The sequence below is a fragment of the Rhizobium sp. WSM1328 genome (assembly GCF_057653715.1).
On the sequence record NZ_JBYGKO010000004.1, the window covers coordinates 376,767 to 394,175 of the forward strand.

Sequence of the window (17,409 nt, forward strand, 5' to 3'; positions counted from 1 at the left end):
TCTTCGGCAGTATACTCTTTATTAACTTTTGGCTGGGGGCCATGCTGCATCAATGAGGGTAATAGGGATTGCTCTGGCATGTATCGTGTTGCTGTCGCAGCCGGCTCTGGCGCAGTCTCCACTCGACATCATCAGGAGCTTGACCGACGGCGTCACACGTGATGCCGCGCCGCCAGATGCTGGTAGCCCACCGTCTAAACCGATACCGACTCTTCAATCACAGCTGACAAGATCGCAAGTGCAACGGCTGCAGCGTGCCCTGGAAGCGCTCGGTTACTATCATGGTCCGATCGACGGAAATGCCGGGGTCGAGACGTGGAGTTCGGTGGTAGCGTGGGCACGCGACCGGGGATGGGAGGCTCCAACAACCCTACGTGTCGCGCATCTCAATTCTCTTGAAGCTGAACGCGCGCAGGGACAGGTCGCAGAACAGGATCGTCCAGGCTCTGGTCCAGAAGATGCGACTGTTCGTCGCGTTCAATCGGCCCTCTCACGGCTCGGCTACTATTCGGGGCTGGTGAATGGCCAGACAGACCAAGCGACCATGGCTGCCATGGCGGCCTGGGCAGCCGATCGGAACTGGGAGGCGCCGGCATCGATCCGCGAGGCACATGCCGTCAACATGGAGGAGGAGCTTTCCCATGGGACAGGCCCGGTTGTCGGCGATGCGGCCTTGCCACCGTGGCAGCCGGACGACACGGGGATAGGCAGCAAAATCTGCGCCTCCACCGGCTACAGCAAGGTCTGCCTTCGTCTTGCCTGCGATGCCGAAGCCGGTGTGGTCCTTGATTTCGAAGAGGTAGCGGGCTACTCGACACCGTCGGTCTCGAGCGCGGGACTGACGGTGGATCGAGGCCCTGAGGCAACGCTTCCCCTCGATGGCATCCGCAAGAGACCGGTCCTCGATGCCGGTCGCGATGCAGCGCTCATCGCCCGCCTTTCCTCCGGGCGGTCGCTGAACCTCAAGTTGGGGACATGGTCGATGTCCTTCGGTCTCGCGCAATTCGGCCCCGAGTACGACCGGGTTAAAAAGGCATGTGCTACCCTCCTCGCCAGGCTTCGTAGCGGCCAGGATCCCTTCCCTGGCCAGTTCTCCCGTCTTGCCGACGAACTGGCCGAGGCCACCGTGTCCGAAGGAACCTGGACCTCGCAGCCGAATACGGATCTTGGCGGCGATGACATTCGACATGGGCTGACCGATCCGCTCCTGCGTGGTCTGACGGAAGGCGAATGTATCGCGATCTGCTCGGAAACCGACATGTGCCGAGCCTATACGGTCAACCCGAGCGGCGGGGTATGTTTCCTGAAGTCCGCAAAGGGCTCGCCGAAACCCTACGCAGCCGCAAAAAGCGGCGTTTTCGATGGCCGGAAAGCGGGTTTAGCACCTCCACCCACCCGCGGTGCGGGACCGATCGTGGATGGAGCGGTCGGGTGGCACGAGGGCGAGCCGCTGGAAGGCTTCCAGGCCCGCGTGAAAAAAGCTGCTCGCAGGCTCGGCGGGTCATGCGAGGAGGAGAAGGAGACGCTCCGGCGCCTGGCCGAAAAATTCCAATGGACACTACCGCATCAGGGACCGCTCCGCGCCGGAAACAGCTTTGCGATCGAGTGGTCGGGCAACACGCTCGAAGATCGCATACCGGTTTGGTTCATGGTCAAAGCAGAACAGCCCGTCCGTTTTAAAGGCAAGGGGCATGTCGCGTTGGGTCCTGATGCACCCAATCCGTTCGCGATCAAAACCGGTCTCGGCAAGACACGCGCCATGGTCGCTCTGGCGACGCGTGGCGCCGCGGCGAGTGGTTCAGTTTCAGCCATTCCGCTGCAAGCCGGGCCTTTGAACCTATCCGTCTCATTGGTGGGTTATCTGCGCGCCTGCGAGGAGGAGATCGTTCTGAAGGAAGAGTCGGAGCGGCTCGACATCGCACCGGCGCCCGCCGAGATCGTCCTCAACACCGCCGAGGGCCGCGCGGCGTTCACACATAGCATCGATATCCCTAAATTCTCCCGCCGCATCCTCCTCAACGATACCCGCTTTCTTCTGCTGGATGCGGCAAGCGGGACGGAAATCGTCGAGCGGGCAGGCACACACCTGCAGATCTCGCCAACCCACCGCTTCATCGGCGTCGAGCATAATGGCCGGCTCGACATCGTCGACATGGTCGATGGGCATACGGCCGCGACAGCGGACGCCGGCGACCTTCGCTGGGCGCTCGGCGACAGTGTCGTCTTCACCACACTCGCGCCTTGGGCGGAGGTGAATTTTACCTCCACCTTCGGCGATCACTTGCGCATACGGGAACAGATTACCGGGCCGTCTTGCTGCACGGCGCAACGCGGTCAAACCCGCGTGGCGATCGATCTGGAGAATGCTGCCTACGCCATCTGGGGTGGCGCCGGCTACCGCGTTGGTGCGCTCCAGAACCCGGATTACGCCTCGATCGCGAATTCTTCGGGCGCTTACAGTTCCGAAGGTGGCGAGACAATTCCCCTTCATTTTCATATGTTCTGGTCGCTTGGCATGGTGTCGCCCGTCAGTGTCGCTCGGGAATTCGATGTTGCCGGCGGCTTCAAGACGACCAGTACCTGGGAAGACTGGGAGGTCGCGGAAGCCGACAGCCGCCGCCCCCGCGATTTTACGGAGAGCCTGTCGCGCACGTTGGCCAAAATTGAGCTTCAGGCAGTCATGATCGATACCGCCGTGGCATCGAACGACCAAGGCTCCACCAGAGCCGGCAACGACACGCCTCTCGCCGCTGCCTTGCCCGAACAACTCTTGCGCCTCGGCGTCGCGCTCGATCCAATGGTCGACGGTGAACGCCTCCTCGCGTCCTACGCCGCGGGTGAAAACAACGCCCTTCACGCGCTTGATCGCGACCAGCGGCTGAAACGATCCGCAGAGGCGATGGGGCGCTTCCGCCGCGAGGCGGAGCGTGCGGGCTGGCGATTCGACTGGGCTCTGCCCGTCGGGGAGGAGGGTCCCATCTCCGACTGTGAACATCTTCTGCTCGGAGAATCCTCAAGCTCGGGGGGCACGGGCTCGCTGCTAGCGCCTCGCGATGTTGTCGAGGTCTCGACCGTCCGCACGTCTCGCGGGGCGGTATGGGTGGCGCGTGCGGAGTGTGTCGCGGGGGCGACGTTCGGGAGCCTCAGGCCCTATGCTGCCCTTTACGTCATGGATATCGCGCGCCCCGCGCCGGCGGCGAGTGCGGCACTTCAGGCGGAAGGCGCATTTTTCTTCGAAAACAATGCCCATCGTCTGTGGTACCAGCACGCTTTTCGTATCAAAGCCAATGACGACCTGCTGCTGACCTATGCGCCCGGCAACGGCGTCATTACCGTGCGTGACCGCGCAACACAGAAGTTCCTCTGGATCGGCGAGAATCTTCCGAATGGCGACCTCCTTGTCGACGCCTGGTTGACGAAAGACCGTCGCCATGCGGTGCAACTTAATTCTGACGGCAACTTCTATATTCACGCCATTCTGGACGATAGGCAGTCGCTTCTGTCCGGGCGCATCGCCGACGACGAGATCGCGGTCTGGACCAGGGACTACTTTTACGACGCGACAGCCGAGGCCGCCGCCCTCATCGATCTGAAGTTTCCCGGTAGGGTTGGACAGTATAGTCTCGACCGGTTCGGCATAGCGCGCCAGGTCCCAGATCTGGCGCGCGCCGTTCTTGATCGAGGGCAGACGCCGCAGGCCGTCGCCGAGGTGGGCGTACCGCCGTCGTTGACAGGCGAGATTGCGCTCGAGGAAAACGGCAGTCGCGTAAGAGCCGTATTGCACTTCGACCCGGCTGAGACGGTGCATATGTCCGTTTTTCAGGACGGTGTTCTGACCGGAACGGTTGATGCAGCCACCATCGGAAATGCAGTGTCGATCGAGAGGCTCAAGGACGCGCGTTGGGTGTCGGTCATCGGATTCAATTCTGCGGGTCTGGCGAGCCTCCCGGTATCGGCTGATCTCGGCGAGCCTCTTGCGCGCCGTGCGGTCACCCGCGCGCTCGTCATCGGCGTGAACACTTACGAGGATGAGCGCCTCCGTTCGCTCAATTACCCTCTGCGCGATGCAGGCACGGTGCTCGAAACGCTGACCGAGCCGCTTGGTAAAGAGCCACCGTTCCACGGCGAGGCAGGGCCGAAGGACAGGCGTGCCACACCCGAGGCCATACTGGAGGCGACGGCGCGACTGCTGGACGGGCTGGTCCGTGGGGACCACGCGGTCCTGTTTCTGGCCGGCCATGGCATGCAGGATCGCAATGGGCGTTTCTATTTCGCGACGTCTGCCACCGATCCAACGGATCTCGAACACACAGCCTTGCCTTTCGACCGGCTGGCCGCGCTGTTCGAAAGGACCGAGGCGCGCATCACCATCCTTCTTGACGCCTGCCACTCCGGCGCCGCGGGGACCGGGGCTTTCACCACCAACGACGATCTCGCCAACAGCCTCGTCGCCCTTAAATCCAATCTCACCATTCTCGCCGCTGCGAAGGGGCGACAGGAGTCGCTTGGGCGGCGGGAGGTCGGCGGCCTGTTCACCAACGCGATCGTTACCGTCCTTGGAAAGGAACGCGATCGTTATGACCACAATCACAATGGTCGCATCGAGGCCTCCGAACTGTATCGCGGCGTCAAGACGCTGGTTTTCGCGGCGAGCGACGGCAAGCAGACACCCTGGATCATCAACAGCCGACTGGTGGGAGACTATGCCCTCTTTTAGATTTCGCGACGCGTATAAAACGGTTGCGGCCCTGGCAGCTGCCATGCTGCTTCTCGCACCTGCCGCCGCCGGCGCCGCGTGCCTCATTTGTGACGAGGTCGTCGAGCTGGATGAGGTAAGGGCAAAATGCTTCCGTCAGGACTATGAAAAGTTTCTTTCAACCGCCCGGAGCGCGGAAACGAGCAATGCGGAGGTCGATCTCTCCGCCTGCGCCGGGGACGACGGACGCGAACGCCGCGGTCTTGATCGGATGCCCGGGCTATTACCGCCCGGAGGTGAATCCACAGCACGGAACCAGCGCGAGCTACGCTCCGTCTACATCTTCGATGAGGCAGGCCTTGTTTGCCTGAAGCGGTTGCTGGATGGTCACGAAGGCACGATCGATCCGTCGGTGCGGTTCGATCTGGTCGAGAACTGCAAGCCATGAGCCAGCCATCATCCAGGCGGCCGGCCGGCCTCTCTTTCTTCTACGTTTCCGATGCCGGCTGGTCGCTTCTGAGCAGCATTATCACCGTTGTGACCTTCGTCGGCGCGGTGGGGGGAATCTTTTGGGCAGTCTTCGAGTACCGCGAGAACCAGGAGACCGAACGGACGAAATATACGCTCACCCTCATTGAGACCTGGGAAACGCAGGGCTATCGGCAAGCCTATGGTGAACTTCGTGAGTTCTACACGGCGTTCATCGAGACGGTCCCGCCCGCCGACAGGAAGACGGCTGAGACGAGCGGACACGCCAGGGACAACCTGCTGCAGTCCTTCAACCGTCGGATCGCGCAGGAGCCCGCACGCCAGGAGCAGGTCAGGGAGGTCGTCTATTTCTTCAACCGGCTTGGTCTTTGCGTGAGTGCGTCGCTCTGCTCCAAGGAGACAACCGCGGTCTTCTTCAATGATACCGTGCAGTCTTTCCTCGATGCCTATGGTCCTTATATCGAAAGCAGCAAGGAAACATTGCCAGGCCGGGGCGCGACACTTGTCGATCTCTCTCGGGAACTCAATCCCGCTGGTCGGGACTAGGCACCTGCGAATCTCTCCCTTTCGTGCATTGCCCTTCGCCGATTTCCCCTGATAAGACTTCTCCTAGTCGTTTCATCACCTATGTCCTTGGTTATTCGGGAGGGAATCGTCGCCATGGTCGAACTTGCGCAATCGCTCGCATCCATCAAGCTGCCGGACCTGTCCGGCAAGGCCGTGCTGATCACCGGCGCCTCGACCGGGATCGGCGCGGCGCTGGCCCGCGCCTTTGCGGCTCAAGGGGCCAAGGTCGGCGTGCATTACAATGCCAGCCGCGAACCGGCGGAGACGCTTGCAGACGAGATCCGGGCTGCCGGCGGCACCGTGCACCTGATCCAGGGGGACGTGTCGAGGGAAGGCGAGACCGAGCGTGTCGTCGAGGAGACGGCGAAGACCTTCGGTCATCTCGACGGGCTCATCAACAATGCCGGCGGCATGCTGGGGCGCAAGCCGACCTCGGAATATACCGACGCCCATTATGCCGCGGTCATGGACCTCAACGCCCGCTCGGTGCTGGCGGCAACACGTGCGGCGCATCCTTGGCTGAAGAAGCAGGGTGGCTTCATCATCAACACCACCTCGATCGCTGCGCGCAATGGCGGCGGCAATGGTGCGATCCTCTATGCGGCGTCCAAGGGCTTCGTTTCGACGATCACGCGCGGCCATGCCAAGGAATTCGTCCCCGACCGGATCCGTGTCAACGCAGTGGCGCCGGGCGTTATCGCCACACCCTTCCACGAGCGTTATACCAATGACGAGCAGATGGAGCTGCAGCGCAAGTCGATCCCGATGGGTTTCGTCGGCACGTCGGAAGATTGCGTCGGCGCCTATCTCTTCCTCGCCTCGCCGACGCTGTCGGGCTACATCACCGGCCAGATCATCGAGGTCAATGGCGGCCAGCTGATGCCGTGAACGCCTCGATCGGCGGGCAAGATCCTCGCTTTCCCTTTTTTAAAAAGGGAACTTTCGAACCGCCGTGACGTTTCCCGCTTGTTCTTTTCACCAAGCGGGGCACCATGAGCTTTTCATTTTCGGAACTCGACTTCCTCAAGCCGGAGCTGGGAGCGGAGTATACGGGTTCTGGCACCCATTTCGCGGTATTCTCCGCCCATGCGGAACAGATGGAGCTCTGCCTCTTCTCGCCTGACGGAAAGAACGAGATTGCCCGGCTGCCGTTGCCGAAGCGCGAAGGCGACATCTGGTCGGGCTATATCGCCGGCGTCGGCCCGGGCACGGTCTACGGTTATCGCGCCCACGGCCCCTATGACCCACAAGCCGGCCATCGCTTCAATCCGAACAAGCTCCTGCTCGACCCCTATGCCAAACAAGTGACGGGCGAGCTTAAATGGGATGACGCGCTGTTCGGTTACCAGATCGGCGAGGACGACCTTTCCTTCGACGAGCGTGACAGCGCCCCCTTCATGGTCAAGGGCGTGGTGCAGGATCCGGACTTCGATTGGGCGGGTGAAGAGGCGATCCGCCGTCCCTGGCCCGACACCATCATCTACGAGGCGCATGTGCGCGGCCTGACGATGATCCATCCGAAGGTGCCAGACCGGCTACGCGGCACCTTTCTCGGCATGTGCAGCGATCCGATCATCGACCATCTCGTCAAGCTCGGCATCTCGGCGATCGAGCTACTGCCGATCCAGTATTTCCTCGACGATCGTTATCTCCTGGAAAAAAACCTACGCAATTATTGGGGCTATCAGACACTCGGCTTCTTCGCGCCGCAATCGCGCTACTTGTCCGGCGACAAGATCACCGAAATCAAGACCATGGTGAAGAAGTTCCATGCCGCCGGCATCGAAGTCATCATGGACGTGGTCTATAACCATACCGCCGAAGGCAGCGAGAAAGGGCCGACGCTGTCCTTCCGCGGGCTCGACAATGCGAGCTATTACATTCTCTCCCCCGACGATCCGCGCCACACCTTCGATACCACGGGGACCGGAAACACCCTGAATGCCGCCAATCCCATGGTGATGCGCATGGTGCTCGACAGCCTGCGCTACTGGGTCGGCGTCATGCATATCGACGGCTTCCGTTTCGACCTTGCCAGCACGCTCGGCCGCCAGGATATGGAATTCGATCGGCAGGGCCTGTTCTTCGGCGCAATCCGCCAGGATCCGATCCTTGCCGGTGTCAAGCTGATCGCCGAGCCCTGGGACGTGGGCGATGGCGGTTATCAGGTTGGCGGCTTTCCACATCCCTTCCGTGAGTGGAACGACAAGTTTCGTGACGACGTGCGTCGCTTTTGGAAGGGCGATGGCGGCATGGTCTCGGAGATCTCGCAACGCATCACCGGCTCGGCGGTACAGTTCAACCACTCGGATCGGGGCGCGACGTCATCGATCAATCTGCTGTCGGCCCATGACGGCTTCACGTTGATGGACACGGTTTCCTTCGACGACAAGCACAATGACGCGAACGGCGAGGAGAACAGGGACGGACATTCGGACAATCATTCGGACAATATGGGTGCCGAAGGCGTGACGGATAACGGGGACATCAACAGCCTTCGGGCGCGGCGGCGCCGCAATCTGATGGCGACGCTGATGCTCTCCCAGGGCGTTCCGATGATCCTTGCCGGCGACGAGCTGGGCAACAGCCAAGGCGGCAACAACAACGCCTATTGCCAGGACAACGAGATCGGCTGGACGGATTGGTCGGGGGTCGACGACCCCTTCCTCGATTTCTGCCGGCAGGCCGTCGCCTTCCGCAAGGCCCATCCCGTCTTGCGGCAGGAGCGGTTCCTGACCGGAGAGACAGCCGACGACGGACGCATCGAGATCGCCTGGTACAAGCCGGACGGCGGTTTCATGGACGATGGGGCCTGGAACGACGACGGTTTGCAGGTACTCGGCGTATACGTCTCGAGGAGCGTGCATGCACCGGACACCGAGGAGATGGACGACCTCTTCCTCGTCTTCAATGCAGGTGGCGACTGCGAGGTTCATCTGCCCGTGGTGAACGGGCTGAAACAGTGGTCGAGGGTTCTCGACACGGGCTCGGAGACGGGTTCTTTCGAGGTGCGCGAGCCAGAGAATCCGGTCATCGTCTATGCCCAGAGCGTGGCGGTCTTCGCGCCGAAGGGACAAACCGAGCCGCCGAAAGGCGCGACAAAAGCCGAGCGTCGCCGCTGGTTCCAGTTCGGCCGCAGGAGCAAGTAACGGGTCGCAGAGAACATGAATGCCGAAGCCATCACCGACCTTGGTCTTGTCTATGTCAGCGACACCGAACCAGGCATCCGCAGGCGAAGGAAGGGTAAGGGCTTCAGCTATGTGATGCCCGACGGTACGACGCTTGCCGACGAATTGCAGCGGGCGCGCATAGGCGCGCTCGGTCTGCCCCCAGCCTATGAGAATGTCTGGATCTGCCTCTACGACAACGGCCATTTGCAGGCGACTGGCTTCGATGCGCGCGGGCGCAAGCAATACCGCTACCATAAGGAATGGCAATCCTTCCGAAGTGCGGGAAAATTCCATCAATTGATCGAGTTCGGCCGGGCGCTGCCTCGAATACGCCGCACCGTGCTGCGCCATCTCGATACCGGTGCAGAGGATGTCAATGGCGTGCTTGCGGCTTTGACGACGCTGCTCGACGAGGCGCACCTACGCGTCGGCAATCAGGCCTATGTCAGGGAGAACGGCACCTATGGCGCAACGACGCTGCTAAAACGCCACCTGAAGATCGTCGACGGGCAGATCGAACTGAAATTCCGTGCGAAAGGTGGCAAACGCGTCCAGCGCAGCCTCAAGCATCCCAGGCTGCAGAAGATCCTGGAGGAGATAGCCGACCTGCCAGGCCGCCAACTCTTCGTCTGGAAGGACGAAAGCGGGACGCTGAAGCCAATCGATTCCGGGCGATTGAACGCCTATCTGGCCGAGATATCCGGCATTCCGATTTCGGCGAAGACCTTTCGCACCTGGGCCGGATCGCTGGCGGCTTTCGGAGCGGCGCGCGAGACGATCCTCGGTGGCGGCCGGCCGACCGTGAAGCAGATGTCGGAGGCCGCGGCCGAGGCGCTACACAACACACCGGCGATCTCGCGCTCGAGCTATATCCATCCCGCGATCATCGCGCTCGCCGGCAACGATCATCCGCTGATCGAGACTGGCAACGAGCCGCTGCGGGGCTTGCGGGCCGAGGAAAACAGGCTACTTGATTTCCTCACAAGCGAGATCGAAGAATGAGCCCCAGACATACGCCGGCATCGGACGTATCCTTGACGCATCCCGACCGGCTCTACTGGCCGGACGAGGGCGTGACCAAGCAGGCGCTGGCGGATTACTACGCGGCGGTCTGGCCATTCATGGCGCCTTATGTCGTCAACCGGCCCTTGGCATTGTTGCGTTTGCCGGACGGCATAAAGGGCCATCAGCGATTTTTCCAGAAACATGCCTGGAAAGGCATGAATCCGCACATCGAGGAGATCGCCGACCCGCAGGATGCGGTCGGCGAAAAATTGCTGCGCATCGGCGATTTCAACGGTCTCGTGGCGCTGGTGCAGTCGGCCGTGCTCGAAATTCATCCCTGGGGGGCAACGGCCGACAATTGGGAAAGACCCGATATGGTCACCATGGACCTCGATCCCGGCGAAGACGTGACCTGGAGCGCGGTGATAGCAGCAGCGCTTGAATTGAAGTCGCGGCTGGAAGCCCGCGGCCTGGCTGCCTTCGTCAAGACGTCGGGCGGCAAGGGGCTGCATGTGGTGACGCCGCTTGCGCCGAAGGCCGGCTGGGCCGAGGTGAAGGATTTCGCCCATTCACTGGCCGAAAGCGTGTCGGCCGATGCGCCGGACAAATATCTGGCAACCGCGACAAAGGCAAAACGCGGTGGACATATCTACATCGATTATCTCCGCAACGGCCGCGGCAACACGGCGGTCGCGGCCTATTCGACGCGGGCACGATCGGGCGCGCCGGTTTCCATGCCGCTGGATTGGTCAGAATTGAACGAGGTGAGCGGTCCGGCCGCTTTCACGCTCGCCAACGTGCCGCAACGGTTGGAGACCCGGCCGAAGGATCCATGGGGAAATTTCTTCGATGCGGCCGTTCCGCTGGAATGAACGGCTTTTAGTTCGGCTTTAACGGAAGCGCAGAAGCGGCTCTATCCTTTTACTTTTACGCAGTCCCGGCAAAACCGCTTCGCGCTTTGCCTGGCGAAAACCGCTTCGCAGTTTTCCTGAAATTTCTCTTGTCTCAGCCGGCACCGTCCAGCTCAGAATAATGCCTGAAAATCCCTTCCTCGTTGAAGGCGAGGCGGCGGGCGGAGGCGAGATAGCGGGCGATGTTCGGACGCTTCGCGACCGCGTCATGCAGAGCCAAGAGGCAGGGATATTCCGCCTTGCGCTTCGTCATGGCTTTCGGAAAGGCGTAATTCAGGCCCTCGATTACCTGGAAGAGCGAGAGGTCGACATAGGTCAGCGCATCGCCGACCAGATGGTTGGGGCCTTTCGGGTTCTGTCGCAGCACCCGCTCGAAATAACCGAGGAATTTCGGAATGCGGTCGCGGATGAAGGCGGCCGAGCGGGCTTTTGCCTCTGGCTTCTGGTCCTCGTAATAAAGCGACATGTCGATCGGGTGATGCGTATCATGCGCTTCGGCGACGAAATCGGTGACGGTCAGCTGCAGGCCGTTGACGACATGGCGAAGGCCGTCATCCTCAGGCGCAAGGCCGAGTTTCGGTCCGAGATAAAACAGGATGTTGGCGACATGCGGTATAATAAGGTCGCCGTCCTTCAGGAACGGTGGCGCAAAGGGAATGTGCGTTTCGCTTTCGCTCTCCATGATGTCCATCATGGCGCCGGTGCCGCGCCCGGGCTGGCGGGTAACGTCGATATATGCGGCGCCGATTTCTTCCAGCGCCAACCGCACGAATTCGCCACGGCCTTGAATGCCGTCCCAATAATAAAGCTCGTATGCCATGGCTGCTCAATCCTTCGGTTTACGACCAAAGTCTTTTCGCAGTTCGTCCTTGGCCTTTTCAAGGGTCCCGCGCCGCTTTTTCGTCAGTTGGTCGCCCGCGCGGTTAATGTAGAAGGTCAGCATCGACATGGCAGCGCCATAAGGGCTTGACTTGCGGCGATCACTCTCCTCGGCGGAGTGCTTGACGGAACGGGCAATCTTCCTCGGATCGTCCGATTTGAACACGCCTTCCTTCAGGTCCATCGCATCGCTGCGTTCGGTGACGTCCTGAGACCATTTCTTTTTCGATTTGGCCATGGGTCTAAAACTCCCCGTGTGGCTGGCGGAAAGCCTCCGCTGCCGCATCCTAGTCAATGGTGGCTGTGGTGTTCGTTACGCTTGCGCGTCGCCGCGGCCTTCTTCGCGGAAGCGGAACGTTCCTCCTTCGAGCGTGCGGCGGATGCCGCACCGCCGACGCGGCCGCCCTTTTCGGAGGATTCATGCGTATCCTTCTTGCCGCGGCCGGAACCGGATTTATTGCCGCCGCCGCTTTCCTTGTTGACGGTCGCCCAAGCACGCCGTTCGGCTTCCTTCTCGGAGACGCCGCGATCCTCGTAGCCCTCCTCGATGTGCTCGGCTTTGCGCTTCTGCTTGTCGGTATAGTCGGATTTATCACCTCTCGGCATCTCGGCCTCCTGTGGTTTGCAAAGGGACTGAACCGGTACGGAGCCCAAAAGTTCCCGCCCAGGTCATTGGGCCGAATTCGGAACAAAAGCCAGGTTTATCAGGTTTCCGATGTGCATAAGAAGGAGCCGAGAACATGGAAAAACACATCGTCAAAGCCGATGGAAACGGTGCGATCGACGTGAACGGCCAGGTATCACCGGTCATCTACACCGTCAGCCTCAAGCACGGGAAGGGGCGTTCCTATGAGGTCGACATCCGTTTGATGGCGCCGCGTGACTGGCTGCTACGGAGGGGCTTCAAGCGTGATGCCGTGCTGGTCAGTCAGAGCGGTGCGCGCATTCCCGTCTATCACGACGATGGCAGTTTTCACGATGGCGGCAGCCATCACGATGATGGTCGTCTCGACCCTGCCGACACCATCTCGATCGAGCTGACGGCGCGCGACGACAGTTGCACCAGCGAGGTGGATCTGATGCGGAAATATCCTGAGCTCGACGGCGCCGACGCATAAAGCAAAAGTTGTAGCATATCGTGACTGGCCTACACGCCAGGCCGTTGTTGGACGGCGTTCTTGACCGCCTGGTCGAGCGCTATGCTGCTGAAGGGTTTCGACAGCAGCACCGAGCCGGGGAGATGATTTGCATCCGGCAGGCTGCTGTTGCCGGTGGCAAATACCAGTCCGACCGAAGGAAAGGCCTCACGCGCCTTCGCGGCAAAGGCCTGACCCGACATGCCGGGCAGGCCGACATCGGCGACGATGATGTCGACGATGGTATGTCGGAGGATTTCCACGCCCCGTTCGCCACTATCAGCCTCGATGACGTCATAGCCGAGATCCTGCAGAAGCTCGGCGGTATCCATGCGGATGAAGGCGTCGTCTTCCACCAGCAACAGCTTCAGCTTTTGACGGGCGACCTCGGGATGTTTGGGAGCGGCCACCGCGGCATCGCTCGCCCCTTGGCGGCGTTGCGTCCTGATAGTAAGCACGTGGCGGATCTTGCGGGCGAGTTCCTCGCGCGTATAGGGTTTGGAGAGCAGTTCGAGGCCGGAATCGAGCCTGCCGCCATGGACGATCGAATTTTCGGTATAGCCCGATGTGTAGAGCACGGCGATGTCAGGCAGACGCTCGCGTGCCATGCGCCCAAGCTCCGGGCTCCGCAACGGCCCGGGCATGACGACATCGGTAAAGAGCAGGTCGATATGGGCGCCGCTTTCGATCACGGTGAGCGCGCTTTGCGCATCCTTGGCCTTCAACACGTAGTAGCCGAGATCCGTCAGCATCTCGACGACAGTCGTGCGCACACCCTCGTCATCCTCGGCGACGAGGATGGTTTCCGTGCCCCCGGTCGCCGGCACGCTGTCGACATTGGTGATGCGATCCTCGCTCTGGAACGAGCGGGGCAGATAGAGCTTGACGGTCGTGCCTTCGCCGATCTCGCTGTAGATCTTCACGTGGCCACCGGACTGCTTGACGAAGCCATAGACCATCGACAGGCCAAGACCGGTACCCTTGCCTTCCGGCTTGGTCGAGAAGAAAGGCTCGAAGGCCTGTTCTATGACCTCCTGCATCATGCCGGATCCGGTATCGGTAACCGCCAGCACGACATATTGGCCGGCGGTGACTTCAGGATGGGTGCGGCTGTAGGTGTCGTCGAGGAAGGCGTTGCCGACCTCGATCGTCAGCTTACCGGGGCCAGCCATCGCGTCTCGGGAGTTGATCGCAAGGTTGAGCAGTGCGTTCTCGATCTGGGTCGGATCGGCAAAGCTGTTCCAGAGCCCACCGGAGACCATGGTCTCGACTTCGATCTCCTCGCCGAGCGCGCGGCGCAGCATGTCGTCCATGCCGGTGACGAGACGGCCAATATTGACGACCTTCGGCTCCAACGGTTGCCGGCGGCCGAAGGCGAGCAACTGGCTTGCCAGCCGCGAGCCGCGTTCGACGGCGGCAAGCGCGTTGGAAATCCGTTCCTTGGCCCGACCGCTCTCTGCCACGTCCTTGCCGAGAAGCTGCAGGTTGCCTGAGATCACCTGCAGCAGATTGTTGAAATCATGGGCAACGCCGCCGGTGAGCTTGCCGATCGATTCCATCTTCTGCGACTGCTGGAGCGCTGCTTCGGCCTGCTGGCGCTCGGCAATCTCGGCCGCGACGCGGACCTCGAGCATTTCATTAAGTTTCCGCAGCTGATCTTCCATATTGCGGCGCTGGTCGATTTCGATTTTGGCGGCACGGAAAAGCCGCATATTGTCGATCGCGACGGCCGATTGGCCGGCGAGACTGACGAGGCTCGCCTCGGCCGCTTGGGAAAAACGGCCGGGCTGGCCGTGGCCGAAGAACAAGCCGCCGATGACGCCGCCGTCGCGTGATTTCACCGGCACGGCAAGATAGCTCCTGACGGGAAGATGTCCCTTCGGCATGCCAGCATGCGGCGCATTCTGCCCGTAGCGCGGGTCGAGCAGGATGTCGTCGGAGCGCGTGATGCCTTCGCCGTTGAAGGTCGGCGCGAAGACCTTGGTATTGCGCGGCATCGGGAATTTCTCGAAGTTCTTCCGATCGACACCGGAGAGGGCATAGAGCATGTAGCTGCCACCCTCGCCATCATCGACATTGTAGAAAAAGGCGCCGAATTCCGCGCCGGTCAGCGTCACGCCGGCATCGACGACAATCTGGGTGAGGCGTTCGACACTGGGCTCGGCGGTGATCGCCGCGCCCGCCCGGTTGACAACCGCAAGTGCCTCCGATTTTGCACGCAGTTCTTCCAGCGCGCTTTGTTCGCCGCGCTTGGCCGACACTTGGTCGGTGACATCAAGGGCCGCGCAGAGGATGCCGGCGACCCTGCCGTCATCGTCGCGCAGCGGCGTGTATGAGAAGGTGAACCAGGTGTCTTCGGTACGGCCGTCGCGGCGCATCGGGATGAGCAGCTCTTTGAAGAGCTGCGAACTGCCTTCGAGCGTGCTGGTGACGATCGGCGAGAACTGTTCCCAGATATCCGCCCAGACCTCACGAAAGGGTCGTCCGAGGGCATCGGGATGCCGCTCGGGGAAAACGGGCACATAGGCTTCATTGTAGAGAAAAGCGAGATCCGGACCCCAGGCGACGAATTTGGGCTGGCGGGAATTCAACACCATTTCGGCGACGTGCTTGAGAGGGGCAGGCCAGCTTTCGACCGGACCGAGACCGACGGCGTGGAAATCCGGATGCCGTAACAATTCGCCGATTTCGCCTCCACCTCTCGGCCAGCCGTCCCCGACGCTTCTCATTCAAAATCGCTTCCTTGTCGTCTGCCGCACCGATGTGATCGGTCGGCTCGGGGTCCAGCCCTTCCAAAGCTTCAACATAGAGGCTAACGATGGGAGGAAAAGGGCGCGATCGAAATATCCCTGACTGCCGGGTGTTCAACGCTTTTCGCGGTTTGCGGCGGTGCCCGGGAGGTTATTTTCGATAGAGTTTTTGTGAAGCGACCAAAGCGCGGCCGATGTGGAAGAAGGGCAACTGCGCGGGCGCACGGGGATCGCGGAAAACCAGTCCGACGAGGTTATCGACGACAAGGATGAAGCCAAGGGCGAGACCGAGGTAGAGCAGCGCGGCGACGATGAGGAGCGACATCTCCATCCCTCACACGATCGCGGTCGAAGCGCGGCTGCTGGCTAAAAAGAGGATTTCGGTATGACTGTCCTTCATGGCAACTTCCTCGTTGCGCCATAAACAATCATCGCACCTTCTTGTTCCCGGTTATCGGACGAAGATTCAACTTTTTTCGGAAGCCTCAAAGCTTGCAGCGTCATTCGGCCTCTGTTCACCCCCGCATGGAAGCCCATCGTGGAATCCCTAAAGCAAAACTAATTCAGGCATATGACAAAACGAGATCAAAGGGCGTCGCGACGACGCCCTTTTTAATAGACTTGCTCGGTAATCCAAGTGTTCAGGACGCCGTCTTGCGGCTTGCAGTCCGCTTCGGTGCCGGTGTCACGACGCCGTTGGTCTTGCTGCCCGTCACGCTGCGCTTCGCCTTGGGTTTGGCTTCCTTGCCGTTGGAAGACGCAGCAGAGCCCTCGAGCGCGTCGCGCTCGTCTCGTGCCTGTTCCCAATGAATGGAATCTCGCCCTGTCGGATATCCCTCTTCTTCCCAGAGGGTGTATGCACGTTTTTTGATCCACTCTTCCCGAGTTTCTGCCATCGCTGATCTCCAGTCACATGATGCCGTCGTTCGAACGCGATACTGCTCGGATGGTTCCAGAGGAGGGGAGCTCTTTCAAGCGAAATCGCGCCGCAACCGGAAATATTTCGCATCGCAGCATATTAGGGTTGAGAATCGACGCTTACCGGGGCCGAAACTCCGCGGCCTTGTGCAGATCTGACACGAAATCCCGGCGCTGCTGGTCTCGGTCCGCCTCGTTACGGATGCGCAAGAGATAGGAGGGGTGGATGGTGACCAGAACAGGCGGATGGTTTGTCGGATGCAGGATATGGCCGCGCTCCGGCGTCAGCTTTGCTTTCGGGCCAAGCAACGCATACAGCGCACTTGCACCGAGCGTCACGACGAGCTTCGGCCGCAGGATGTTGAGCTCTGCGCCGAGCCACCAGGCGCACCGCCTGATCTCGCCGGCATTCGGTTTTGCATGCAGCCGCCGTTTGCCGCGCGGCGTGAACTTGAAGTGCTTGACCGCATTGGTGACATAACAGCGTTGACGATCGAGACCGGCCTCTTCGAGGCAGTGATCGAGCAGCCGGCCGGCGGGGCCGACAAAGGGCCTGCCGGTCAAATCCTCCTGGTCCCCCGGCTGCTCGCCAATGAGGACGATCTCGGCTTTCCCGGAGCCTTCGCCGAAGACGATTTGCGTGGCATTCCTGTAGAGATCACAACGGGTGCAGTCTTCGGCCTGATGCCAAAGTTCGGGAATGCTGTCGGCATTCGCGACTTCAAGCGCCCAGGCGGGACCGACATTTGCGGCTATGGTCATGATGGCGACCCTCATCTCCTCGGGATCAATCGATCTGTGCCGGCATTGTTCCCGCGGTGAAGCGGGCGGCGGCGGTAAAATGGTCACGGCATAAAATTTCGCGTCATGAGAGAACAGCGTTGTGAT

15 protein-coding genes are annotated in these 17,409 nt (G+C 61.0%); 8 read left to right on the forward strand and 7 right to left on the reverse strand.

Annotation, left to right across the window (positions count from 1 at the left end):
• Positions 1 to 238: 238 nt before the first annotated feature.
• The 7 genes from AC2444_RS32985 to ligD all read left to right on the forward strand — a co-directional run bounded on the left by AC2444_RS32985 (position 239) and on the right by ligD (position 10,799).
• On the forward strand, positions 239 to 4,717 hold the full coding sequence (locus tag AC2444_RS32985; protein WP_245461263.1) for a caspase family protein: 4,479 nt from the start codon (positions 239 to 241) through the stop codon (positions 4,715 to 4,717).
• Positions 4,704 to 5,144, forward strand: coding sequence for a hypothetical protein (locus AC2444_RS32990; RefSeq protein WP_128449747.1), 441 nt, complete (start codon positions 4,704 to 4,706; stop codon positions 5,142 to 5,144). Before AC2444_RS32985 ends, AC2444_RS32990 begins: the two co-directional genes overlap by 14 nt.
• Positions 5,141 to 5,731 (forward strand): DUF4760 domain-containing protein, encoded by a 591-nt coding sequence (locus tag AC2444_RS32995; protein WP_128449746.1) that lies wholly within the window; start codon positions 5,141 to 5,143, stop codon positions 5,729 to 5,731. The genes AC2444_RS32990 and AC2444_RS32995 overlap by 4 nt, the downstream gene beginning before the upstream one ends.
• A 114-nt stretch (positions 5,732 to 5,845) precedes the next feature.
• A complete protein-coding gene (locus tag AC2444_RS33000) occupies positions 5,846 to 6,640 on the forward strand; it encodes an SDR family NAD(P)-dependent oxidoreductase (protein ID WP_128449745.1) in 795 nt (264 codons plus the stop codon).
• Between the two features lie 104 nt (positions 6,641 to 6,744).
• Positions 6,745 to 8,901, forward strand: a complete 2,157-nt coding sequence (glgX, locus tag AC2444_RS33005; RefSeq protein WP_128449744.1) for a glycogen debranching protein GlgX — start codon at positions 6,745 to 6,747, stop codon at positions 8,899 to 8,901.
• Positions 8,902 to 8,916: 15 nt separating this feature from the next.
• Positions 8,917 to 9,924: a DNA topoisomerase IB gene (locus tag AC2444_RS33010; protein ID WP_003554023.1), complete on the forward strand. Its 1,008-nt coding sequence runs from the start codon at positions 8,917 to 8,919 to the stop codon at positions 9,922 to 9,924.
• Positions 9,921 to 10,799 carry a non-homologous end-joining DNA ligase gene (gene ligD / locus AC2444_RS33015; protein WP_128449743.1) on the forward strand — a complete coding sequence of 293 codons (879 nt, stop codon included), beginning with the start codon at positions 9,921 to 9,923 and terminating at the stop codon, positions 10,797 to 10,799. Before AC2444_RS33010 ends, ligD begins: the two co-directional genes overlap by 4 nt.
• A gap of 133 nt (positions 10,800 to 10,932) precedes the next feature.
• Here the strand turns inward: ligD and AC2444_RS33020 are convergent, their stop codons facing one another.
• The 3 genes from AC2444_RS33020 to AC2444_RS33030 are packed head-to-tail and all read right to left on the reverse strand — an operon-like array spanning position 10,933 to position 12,323.
• Positions 10,933 to 11,658, reverse strand: coding sequence for a glutathione S-transferase (locus tag AC2444_RS33020; protein WP_128449742.1), 726 nt, complete (start codon positions 11,656 to 11,658; stop codon positions 10,933 to 10,935).
• Between the two features lie 6 nt (positions 11,659 to 11,664).
• Positions 11,665 to 11,955: a DUF3175 domain-containing protein gene (locus tag AC2444_RS33025; RefSeq protein ID WP_128449741.1), complete on the reverse strand. Its 291-nt coding sequence runs from the start codon at positions 11,953 to 11,955 to the stop codon at positions 11,665 to 11,667.
• A gap of 53 nt (positions 11,956 to 12,008) precedes the next feature.
• On the reverse strand, positions 12,009 to 12,323 hold the full coding sequence (locus AC2444_RS33030; RefSeq protein ID WP_003554014.1) for a hypothetical protein: 315 nt from the start codon (positions 12,321 to 12,323) through the stop codon (positions 12,009 to 12,011).
• A gap of 134 nt (positions 12,324 to 12,457) precedes the next feature.
• Here AC2444_RS33030 and AC2444_RS33035 point away from each other — a divergent pair, with 134 nt between their 5' ends.
• Entirely contained in the window at positions 12,458 to 12,835 is a 378-nt protein-coding gene (locus AC2444_RS33035; protein WP_128449740.1) for a hypothetical protein, read from the forward strand.
• A gap of 29 nt (positions 12,836 to 12,864) precedes the next feature.
• Here AC2444_RS33035 and AC2444_RS33040 read toward each other — a convergent pair whose 3' ends face one another.
• The 4 genes from AC2444_RS33040 to AC2444_RS33055 form a co-directional block, all read right to left on the reverse strand.
• The gene (locus AC2444_RS33040) at positions 12,865 to 15,582 is read right to left on the reverse strand and encodes a hybrid sensor histidine kinase/response regulator (RefSeq protein ID WP_128449739.1); all 2,718 of its coding nucleotides are present in this window, start codon (positions 15,580 to 15,582) and stop codon (positions 12,865 to 12,867) included.
• A gap of 172 nt (positions 15,583 to 15,754) precedes the next feature.
• Positions 15,755 to 15,928 (reverse strand): hypothetical protein, encoded by a 174-nt coding sequence (locus tag AC2444_RS33045; protein ID WP_164902784.1) that lies wholly within the window; start codon positions 15,926 to 15,928, stop codon positions 15,755 to 15,757.
• Positions 15,929 to 16,244: 316 nt separating this feature from the next.
• A complete protein-coding gene (locus AC2444_RS33050) occupies positions 16,245 to 16,499 on the reverse strand; it encodes a DUF2934 domain-containing protein (RefSeq protein WP_012763312.1) in 255 nt (84 codons plus the stop codon).
• A gap of 142 nt (positions 16,500 to 16,641) precedes the next feature.
• Positions 16,642 to 17,283, reverse strand: a complete 642-nt coding sequence (locus AC2444_RS33055; RefSeq protein ID WP_003554004.1) for a UdgX family uracil-DNA binding protein — start codon at positions 17,281 to 17,283, stop codon at positions 16,642 to 16,644.
• Positions 17,284 to 17,409 lie beyond the last annotated feature (126 nt).